Below are 10053 nucleotides of genomic sequence, written 5' to 3' on the forward strand. Positions count from 1 at the left end.
CTGAATTTTCAGTGAGTTTGCACCATTTTTTATTTTCAACCTCTAAAGTCAGGTTTTATAAACAATCCATTAAAAGTCAAGATAAAATGATAAAAAGCACATTTCTGTGCTTTCTATCAAGTATCGAAAGGAATCGATATGAATAAAATTATTTCACATATAATATAAGGAAGGATGTATAAATGTGAATGTTGAAATTGAGCCTGATTTCAACTTTATCCACAACTATAATACAACAAACAAAACAAAATGTAAACCCTTTCACTTGAATTATTAAAAAATATTTAAATACCATTCATATATTTACTTTCCCAATAATAAAAAGGCATTGTCATTGCAACTTCGTCTAAAACAAAAAGCGAGAGTCATTAGCTCTCGCTTTTCATAGTGCCTAACCATTATTGACTTTCGTCATTTATACGAAAAGAAAATTATTTTGACAACAATTCATCAATGGAAGCAGCTGCTTTTTTACCAGCACCCATAGCACTAATAACAGTGGCAGCTCCTGTTACAGCATCTCCTCCTGCATAAATTGTATCTCTAGATGTTTTTCCACTATCATCAACAATGATACATCCTTTACGATTTGTTTCTAATCCTTCTGTTGTAGAACGAATTAATGGATTTGGACTTGTTCCAATAGACATAATCATACAATCACAGTCAATTACAAATTCAGAACCTGGAATTTCAACTGGACGTCTACGACCGGAAGCATCTGGTTCCCCTAATTCCATGCGAATACATTCCATTCCATTGATCCATCCTTGATCATCGCCTAATACCTTTGTTGGATTACATAGTAAATCAAAGATGATTCCTTCTTCCATAGCATGTTCCACTTCTTCTTTACGAGCTGGTAATTCTTCTAAACTACGACGATAAACAATATGCACTTCAGCCCCTAAACGTTTTGCACTACGAGCTGCATCCATAGCAACATTTCCTCCACCAACAACAACACATTTTTTAGGATGTTGAATTGGAGTTGGTGAATCTTCTTTATAAGCTTTCATTAAATTAATTCGAGTTAAGAATTCATTAGCTGAATAAACACCTTTTAAATTTTCTCCCTCTAAATTCATGAAATTAGGAAGACCCGCACCTGAACCAATAAAAATAGCTTCAAATCCTTCTTCTTGTAAAGCATCAATTGTATCCGAACGACCTACAACAAAATTTGTGATAATTTCTACACCCAATGCCTTTAAATTATCAATTTCTTTTTGAACAATCGCTTTTGGTAAACGGAATTCTGGAATTCCATACATCAATACACCACCAGCAACGTGCAAAGCCTCAAAAATTGTAACTTGATATCCTTTTTTTGCTAAATCACCTGCACAAGTTAAACCAGCTGGACCAGCTCCAACAACAGCAACTTTATGTCCATTGGATTCCGGTTTTTGTGGAAGAGTCGATGCATGTTCTCTATGATAATCTGCCACAAAACGTTCCAGACGACCAATTCCAACTGGTTCTCCTTTGATTCCACGTACACAATATTTTTCGCATTGACTTTCTTGAGGACAAACACGACCACAAACAGCTGGTAAAGAAGATGTTACGGAAATAATATTGTAAGCTTCTTCAAAATTTCCTTCTTTTATTTGCTGAATGAAATCAGGAATATTTACATTGACTGGACATCCATTTACACAGGGAGAATGCTTACAATGAAGACAGCGTTCAGCTTCTTCCATAGCCATTTCTTTTGTATAACCAGTTGTAACTTCTTCAAAATTATGGCAACGAATTTCTGGATCTTGTGTTGGCATTGCCATTTTCTTTAAAGACATATTAGGCATTATTGCACCTCCTTGGCTAATAAATTACAAGTTTCTTCTCTTTGATGTGTTTCAAAATCACGATAAGCTGCATTTCGAGACATAGCTTCATCAAAGTCCACTAAATGTCCATCAAAATCAGGCCCATCGACACAGGCAAATTTCATTTTTCCATCTACTTTTAATCGACATCCACCACACATACCTGTTCCATCAATCATAATTGGATTCATGCTGACAATAGTAGGAATGTTGTATTTCTTTGTTGTTAAACAAACAAATTTCATCATAATGACTGGACCAATGGCAATGACACGATCAAATTTTTCACCATTAACAATTAATTCTTCTAATTTATTTGTAACTAGTCCTTTTTCACCAACAGAACCGTCATCACTCATTAAATAATACGCATTACTTACATCTTTAAATTCATCTTCTAAAATGACTAAATCCTTGTTACGGAAACCAACAATTGTTGTAACATCGGCACCTGATTTATAGAAAGCTTTAGCTGTTGGATAAGCAATGGCACAACCAACACCTCCACCAATAACACATACTTTTTCATTGGCTTCAATTTCACTTGGTTTTCCCAATGGTCCCACAAAATCATGTAATGAATCTCCTTCATTTAATTGATTCAATAACATTGTTGTTTTTCCAACAATCTGAAAAATGATTGTGACTTGCCCTGTTTGACTATCGCTGTCCGCAATTGTCAAAGGAATACGTTCCCCTTGTTCATCCACGCGCAAAATAATAAATTGACCAGCTTTTGCGCGTTTCGCAACAAAAGGAGCATCAATGATCATTTTTGTTACAGTTGGATTTAATACTTCTTTTTTTACTATTTTATACATTTTACTGCATCCTTTCTCAACAAATCTATTTTACACCACTTAGAATATAAAATTAATAGACTAAATTAAAATATTTCATTTCCTTTCTTTCACTAATTCCTAAATCATAATTTTGATTATTCATAAAAACCAGCAAATGCGAATAATCCTTAGAATGAAGTGCATCTATATATAATTCAATCACATGTTTTGCTTTTTCTTTAGCCCGATCATATAGATCAAAGATACTTTCAGTACTAGTAATTGTATCATCACATGGATGCATCCATTCTGTGTGCAATAAATTACAAACATCAAATGGATCATCTGGATAATTTGGAACAATCAATCCTGATAAAGCATTTTCTTTATGAAAAATTTGTTCAATGCCAGAAATCACTTTATATTTATTTCCTGAAGCATCATATAAAATCTTTTGAATCGCATGCCAATCCTGTAGACTTTGCCAGATTTGATGTGGTTTTACATCCATTTGATATACATTTCTGGCAATTGGCACATAAAAACGAACAATACTTTTTGCTTGTTCTAAAGACAAATCACAAACCAGACTCACTTTATAATCTTGAATCGTTTGCTCTCTTTTTACTTTTAAAATTATCGCATCCAATAAAGATTCAAAACGATGATGCCACCAGCTGCTTTCTTCTTTACAAGTTCCAGTTCGATAAAAAACATAAGGATGAACAACAGAATCCAGTGCCCAGTGACATAAATGTCCTAATATATAGGCTTTCATTTGATTTTGAACATTTTCATCTTGTTCTTTTTCCAGACACTTTAAACTCATCTCATAAAACAAATTTATTTTTTCACTATGTACAAGTGAACCCAATTTTCGAATGGATCCATCTTTAACAAAATGAACAGGATTCATTCCATGAAAAAATAAGAAATCCGGTCCATTGGCACCGACTTCAAACAATTGTTTTTGAGAATCATATAATTTTAAATTTAATTCATCGATTATTTCATCCGCAAAAATAGTATGCATAATTATATTTGGCATGTAAGACTTACACCTCTTTTCTTTAATTCTTTTAATAAACCATGATAAATAATATATTCAGAATAGGTATCCATAGAACAATATTCGCGAATCTGTTTCGCTATTTCTTCTTTTTGTTTTGGCGTAGCTCGATCAAAAGTCCGATACGCAAAAACCGCATTCATTCCATTTTGAATATCTAATTCATGATACGATACATCTTCTGTAAAAACAGGTAATAATTTTTTTAATGAATAATGTCCTCTCATTTTATTATCATAAAAAACACCTAATTCAAAAGGCTTCGCTAAATCCAGCATTCGAGTCCAGATAGATTCTAGTTCTTCTTTATATTCTGGAAATTGATTGGCTAATTGCATTAAACGAAGCTTTTCGGCTCCTTCCATATTATAAACAAGAATTGTTCCTTCTTTTGGAATCGATGCGATTAAAGATTCAATAAATTGTTTACGACAATCACCACTGCCAAAAAAATCAAAATGATTTAAGTCCCCATTTTTTTGTTCGACATGTAAACTATATTGAAAACAAAGAACATCAAATGGTTTCATATTTTTATATGGCGGAATCGCAAAAGTATCCCATTCAAAATCTAAATAAGAAACCGGATATTGTATTTGTGAAATCCAGGGAACCAAGGCCGCTACATCCATAAAAGTTCCATATAAACTGGCCATATATTGTGCATATTGCAGACGAAATCCTTCTATTTTATCAATGCGCATATCTTTGATACGATGAATTCCTTCTTCATATAAATCCAGTTTATGACTCGATGTAGTAAAAAATAATATGGAGTCATCTGGTTCATTGGATTCATCAAAACAAAAATCATAAAAACGACACCGTCGTCCTGCCGTGCATTTCTTTGTTCGAATGGCTTCTGGAATTTCTTTTGAAAATAATTCACTGACTTGTTCAATGCATTGATCTAAATCAATTTCAATCGAATCAATCACTTCTTTTACCTTTTTTCCTGCATTATTTCTTCGATTGAAGAAACAATCTCCACAAATTAAACATTGATTTACATCCAATGAATCTTTTCGAATATAATCTTTATTTAAATATATAATTTTAGTATCCAGAATTGTAAAACCAATTTTTTCACAAATCATTTGATTGATTTTCATTTTTTGTGCTTCAAACTCTTTAGGATAAGCCGATAAAAAAGGATAATAAAAAATCAATCCTTTTTCTGTTTTCTGAATCAAAGGAATCCGTGTTCGACATCCTTTATATTCAAAACGTGCATTTAAAATAAATTCATTTTTTTCAATTAAAGAACACGACTTTTCATTGTCATCTCCTGTATTTCCCATTCCATATTCTTTAATATTCAACAAACGACAATACAATTCATGAAAAGGAACATTCATATGATAAAAATTTTCCATCTTCTTTTTATTTGTATGATAATTGTATGCCAATCGTGAACATTGATTATAGTGTAAAATATCACTTACATGAATCAAATTCATCACCTACTTTTCATATACTTTTAAAGTATTTTTTAAAGACTGCTTAAATGCATTGCGTATTTCAATGGGTTTTACTATTTCAATTCCATCCTGAAATGAATAAACCTTTCGATACATATCCAGCACATCTTCAACTAAAAAAGAAAAAATAGAATAGTCATCAAATATTTCTTCTGTAAATTCATATCCCCAATATGTTTCTTTCACTAGACGTCTTGTTTTAGCATTTACTTTTAATTCAATGCGCACAAAATTGCCTTTTATAATCGAATGTTTTCCAATATAATGTTCTAATTGATAATGCTCATCTTTTAAAAATTTTCGCTGCGTAATTTGACAATCATACATTCTTTGATCTGAGAAACGAAAAATACGTATGTCATTTCTTCGATGAGAAAAACCAATAACATAATAAGCCTGATGATAGTGTAATACTTCATATGGATCAAATAAAAACGTATTCGGACTATTTTCTTTGCTTGTTTGATACGTTAAATTCACACAAACACCTTTTTGTAAAGCTTCATTCATTGTATCTAAAAAAGCAATCATTTTTTCAGACAATAAATGACCAGGTGTATCCATAAAATAATTGGGACTACGTGATTCGTTATGATACATTTGCATAATTTTATCAATCGCATTGTTATAAGAAGACAAACGAGTATATTCTTTATGTGAACTGACTAAATGCCTGGATTCATCTAAAGCCATAACTTCTTCATCACTTAAACGAATGACAGGAAACAAGTCATCTTCATCTAACACATAACCTCCATATCTTCCTTTTATTTCTTTAATATTATAACCCGCCACTTCGAGTTCTTTTTTAAATTCTCTTATATTTCTAGGATTGGTTTCTAATTCCTCTGCCAATGCCTGGGTATTCATTTTTCCTCTTGATTTAAGCAATAACAACATGCGTATACAAAGTGAAGTACGATTCATATTCTCCTCTTTTTGTTCATATATCATGAACATTCATCTTTCATTCTTAATCTAATTTTAGACTATTTATCCTAAATATACAATCATAATGTCAATATAAAAAAATAAAAAAAATATTGACGAAAATAGACAGGCAAGAATATAATTTCGAACTAAGAAAAGGAGAAAAACTCATGGTTAAATACATTTTCGTAACCGGTGGTGTTGTATCTGGTTTAGGAAAAGGAATCAGTGCAGCAAGTTTAGGTAGATTATTGAAGTCAAGAGGCTATAAAGTAACCTCACAGAAATTAGATCCATACATCAATGTAGACCCAGGAACCATGTCCCCTTTTCAACATGGGGAAGTTTATGTAACCGATGATGGATTAGAAGCAGATTTAGATTTGGGACATTATGAACGCTTTATTGATGAAAATCTTCATCAATATTCGAATCTTACAACAGGAAAAGTATACTGGAATGTCATCAATAAAGAACGAGAAGGAAAATATTTAGGACAAACTGTTCAAGTAATTCCACATATAACAGATGAAATCAAAAACTTTGTGATTCAGGCTGGAAAACACGCTCAAGCTGATTTTGTGATTACTGAAATTGGGGGCACAACAGGAGACATTGAAAGCTTGCCATTTTTAGAATCAATTCGTCAAGTGGCTTTAGAAGTTGGACGAAGCAATTGTATTTTCATACATGTTACTTATGTTCCCTATATATCTGGCAGCAAAGAATATAAATCAAAGCCAACGCAACATTCTGTGAAAGAATTACAATCCTATGGAATTCATCCCGATATCATAGTATGTCGATGTGACCAGGACATTCCTTCTTCTGTTATTGATAAAATCAGTTTATTCTGTAACGTAGAAAAACGATGTGTTATTCAAAATAAAACATTAGATTCTTTATATGAAGTACCTTTGATGTTAGAAGAACAACACTTAGCCGATATCATTTGTGAAAAAACAAATTCTGAAATTCGTAAACCAGATTTAAAAGAGTGGTGCCAAGTTGTGGATCGTATTCACAATGTCACAAATAAAGTCACAATTGCCTTGGTTGGAAAATACGTTGCCTTGCACGATGCCTATCTAAGTGTCAGTGAAGCCTTATATCACGCTGGTTTTTCTCTTTCAAGTGAAGTGGATATTCGCTGGATAGATTCTGAAAATATTGAAAATCAAGACTTAGATGAAGTTTTTGAAGGTGTGAATGGAATCATTTTACCTGGTGGATTCGGTAATCGAGGAATTGAAGGAATGATTCAAGTCGCAACGTATGCCTATAATAAAAAAATCCCTTATTTAGGAATTTGTTTAGGAATGCAGATTGCTGCTATTTCTTTTGCCCGTAATGTTTTAGGCTATCAAGATGCTAATAGCTATGAATTCGATCCTGCAAGTCAACATACCATTATTGATTTTATGGAAGATCAAAGCAATGAAATACGAAAAGGTGGAACAATGCGATTAGGTTCTTATCCATGTGCAATCGTTCCTGGTTCTATTCTTGATGAATTATATGGCCAGCAAATGATTGATGAACGTCATCGTCATCGTTATGAATTTAATAATTTTTATCGATCTGAATTTGAACAAAATGGAATGAAAATTTCGGGTACTTCTCCAGATAAACAATTAGTTGAAGCCATTGAAGCACAAAATCATCCATTCTTTGTTGGTGTACAATATCATCCTGAATTCAAATCCAGACCCAATCGGGCACATCCATTGTTTATTGGATTAATTGCAGCGAGTTTAAAAAAGTAGATTCTTTTTCGAATCTACTTTTTTAATGCGCTTATTTGATATAAAATAAATGATGGAGGAAAATTTATGAAGATTGTAGATGAATATTTCGGATGCGATGTATTTGGCCCCAATGCGATGCAGAAATATCTTCCCCATGCCGTATATCGACAAATGATAGATGTCATGGAAAACGGAAAAGAACTGCCTCCTGAAATTGCGGATACCGTCGCTAACGCAATGAAAGACTGGGCCATGGATAAAGGCGCCACACATTACACACACTGGTTTCAACCCATGACAGGAATCACAGCTGAAAAACACGATGCCTTCATTAATCCAACGGGTCCTAACTCTGTTATTAGTGATTTTCGTGGAAAAGAATTAATCAAAGGTGAACCAGATGCTTCAAGTTTTCCAAGTGGAGGACTAAGAGCCACTTTTGAAGCAAGAGGATATACAGCCTGGGATCCTACTTCTTTTGCATTTGTGAAAGAAAATACATTATATGTCCCTACTCTTTTCTGTTCCTATGACGGTTCGGCACTTGATAAAAAAACACCTTTATTGCGTTCATTAGACGCTTTAAATAAAGCTGCCGTTCGTCTATATAATTTGATGGGATACAATATATCTAACATTCAAACAACTGTAGGACCAGAACAAGAATATTTTTTAATTGATGAAGAATTATATAAACAAAGATTTGATTTAGTTATTACAGGACGTACTTTATTTGGTACTTCGCCTGTAAAAGGACAAGAATTAGATGATCACTATTTTGGAAATATTTCCCAACGCGTAAAAGCCTTTATGGAAGAAGTCGATCAAGAGCTTTGGAAATTAGGTGTTTTTGCCAAGACAGAACACAAAGAAGTGGCTCCTTGTCAATTTGAATTAGCACCTGTTTATACGGCAACGAATTCTGCCAATGATCAAAACCAGATCACAATGGAAATATTACAAAAATGTGCTAAACACCATGGATTGGTTTGTTTACTTCATGAAAAACCATTTGAAGGTGTAAATGGATCTGGTAAACACAATAACTGGTCTTTTTCAACTAATGAAGGAGAAAACGTATTAGAACCTGGAAAAAATCCAAAAGATAACATTCGTTTTCTGGTTACATTAGCTGCAATTATTAAAGCGGTCGATGAATATCAGGATTTGCTTCGAATTTCAGTGGCTACAGCAGGAAATGACCATCGATTAGGCGCTAATGAAGCCCCTCCTGCAATTATTTCTATTTATTTAGGTGATGAATTAACAGCTATTTTAGAATCCATTGAAAAACATGAAGAATATACCGACAATATTGATCGTGAATTGATTTTGGGAGTGGATTTTCTTCCACCAATTGCCAAAGACACAACCGATCGAAATCGAACAAGTCCATTTGCCTTTACTGGAAATAAATTTGAATTCCGTATGTTGGGCTCTTCTTTAAATATTTCTTGTCCAAATACGATTTTAAATACCATAGTGGCTGAAGAAATGACTCAATTTGCGGATGAATTAGAAGCCAAAAATCCTAAAGATTTAAATGCAGCTTTAATGCATATTGTTCGAAAAACCATTCGCAATCACAAACGAATTATTTTCTCTGGAAATGGATATTCTCAGGAATGGAGAGAAGAAGCTTTATCACGTGGGTTGCTGGAATTAAAGAAGACACCAGATGCACTTGTACATTATACAGATCCAAAAAACATTGCGTTATTTGAAAAACATAAAGTATATAATGCTTCTGAATTACATGCCCGTGAAAATATTTTGCTGACAAATTATTATCAAGTTATTTTAATTGAAGCTAAAACAATGTCTTATATGCTTCGTAAACAAATTTTACCTGCTGTTTTCAATTATGAAGCAAAACTGGCAACAATTATTCAGACAAAGAAAAACAGTGGCATTTCTTCTCCAATGGAAGAAAAGATGTTAAAGAACATCGATAAGCCACTTGAATTGGTATCCAATCATTTGGATGAATTAGAAAAAATGATTGATTTTTCTTTTGAAAGTGAAAAAGAAGCGGCTCGCTTTGCAGCGGATCAAATGCTGCCGCTTATGGAAGCCATTCGAGCATTGACAGATTCCATTGAAAAAAATGTATCCAAAGATGACTGGCCAATTCCAGACTACAACGAAATCTTATTTAAGGGGCTGTAACGAATAGTTGAGTTTTTACAAATTCGAGGGGTTACAGCACCC

Annotated in this window: 7 protein-coding genes; 2 read left to right on the forward strand and 5 right to left on the reverse strand. The window is 33.0% G+C overall.

Annotation, left to right across the window (positions count from 1 at the left end):
* Positions 1–431 precede the first annotated feature (431 nt).
* Genes gltA through ACI32A_RS05225 form a run of 5 tightly spaced genes read right to left on the reverse strand, consistent with a single transcriptional unit; the run spans position 432 to position 6091 of the window.
* Positions 432–1811 (reverse strand): NADPH-dependent glutamate synthase, encoded by a 1380-nt coding sequence (gltA, locus tag ACI32A_RS05205; protein ID WP_439753976.1) that lies wholly within the window; start codon positions 1809–1811, stop codon positions 432–434.
* Positions 1811–2653, reverse strand: a complete 843-nt coding sequence (locus ACI32A_RS05210) for a sulfide/dihydroorotate dehydrogenase-like FAD/NAD-binding protein (protein WP_439753977.1) — start codon at positions 2651–2653, stop codon at positions 1811–1813. Before ACI32A_RS05210 ends, gltA begins: the two co-directional genes overlap by 1 nt.
* A 52-nt stretch (positions 2654–2705) precedes the next feature.
* Positions 2706–3662: a zinc dependent phospholipase C family protein gene (locus ACI32A_RS05215; RefSeq protein ID WP_439753978.1), complete on the reverse strand. Its 957-nt coding sequence runs from the start codon at positions 3660–3662 to the stop codon at positions 2706–2708.
* The gene (locus ACI32A_RS05220; protein ID WP_439753979.1) at positions 3650–5137 is read right to left on the reverse strand and encodes a DUF2779 domain-containing protein; all 1488 of its coding nucleotides are present in this window, start codon (positions 5135–5137) and stop codon (positions 3650–3652) included. Before ACI32A_RS05220 ends, ACI32A_RS05215 begins: the two co-directional genes overlap by 13 nt.
* 9 nt (positions 5138–5146) lie before the next feature.
* The gene (locus ACI32A_RS05225; protein ID WP_439753980.1) at positions 5147–6091 is read right to left on the reverse strand and encodes a helix-turn-helix transcriptional regulator; all 945 of its coding nucleotides are present in this window, start codon (positions 6089–6091) and stop codon (positions 5147–5149) included.
* A gap of 173 nt (positions 6092–6264) precedes the next feature.
* Here ACI32A_RS05225 and ACI32A_RS05230 point away from each other — a divergent pair, with 173 nt between their 5' ends.
* Positions 6265–7860 (forward strand): CTP synthase, encoded by a 1596-nt coding sequence (locus tag ACI32A_RS05230; RefSeq protein WP_439753981.1) that lies wholly within the window; start codon positions 6265–6267, stop codon positions 7858–7860.
* A gap of 66 nt (positions 7861–7926) precedes the next feature.
* Positions 7927–10011, forward strand: coding sequence for a glutamine synthetase III family protein (locus ACI32A_RS05235; protein WP_439753982.1), 2085 nt, complete (start codon positions 7927–7929; stop codon positions 10009–10011).
* Positions 10012–10053 lie beyond the last annotated feature (42 nt).

It is taken from the genome of Floccifex sp., from assembly GCF_051873555.1.
Classification (GTDB): domain Bacteria; phylum Bacillota_I; class Bacilli_A; order Erysipelotrichales; family Erysipelotrichaceae; genus Floccifex.